Here is a 550-nt window from a genome sequence, read left to right on the forward strand (position 1 = left end):
TTGTCCCCCCTCTTCTTTTAATTTTTCTTTAAAAGAGTTGCTCCTGCAATCCCTGGGTGTGTCATTTCGAATGGATCTAGAATTAATTCTAAGTCTTCTTGTGACAGTACACCATTTTTCACACAAAGTTCTCGAACGGATTGCCCTGTCGCGATTGCTTCTTTCGCAACGCGAGCTGCTGCTTCATAACCGATATGAGGGTTCACGGCTGTAATAATTCCTACACTCTTCTCAACATACTCTTTTAAGCGATCTTCATTCGCTTCAATTCCTTTTAAGCAATTATCTGTAAAGGCACGGAAACCGTTATTCATAATGCTAATTGATTGAAGTAAGTTGAAAACAAGTACTGGTTCCATAACGTTTAATTCTAATTGTCCTGCTTCTGAAGCAAGGCAAATTGTATGGTCGTTACCAATGACTTGGAACGCAATTTGATTAATTACTTCTGGCATAACAGGATTTACTTTCCCTGGCATAATAGATGAACCTGGTTGACGAGCTGGTAGCATAATTTCCGCTAAGCCAACGCGTGGACCTGATGCCATTA

Annotated in this window: 1 protein-coding gene; it reads right to left on the reverse strand. The window is 40.2% G+C overall.

Annotated elements, in window-relative coordinates; all coding sequences use genetic code 11:
- Positions 1-17: 17 nt before the first annotated feature.
- The coding region (locus tag DM800_RS27780) for a lyase family protein (RefSeq protein WP_255447099.1) at positions 18-550 on the reverse strand (533 nt) is incomplete at its 5' end.

The sequence above is a fragment of the Bacillus sp. AY18-3 genome (assembly GCF_008042305.1).
Taxonomy (GTDB): Bacteria; Bacillota; Bacilli; order Bacillales; family Bacillaceae_G; genus Bacillus_A; species Bacillus_A wiedmannii.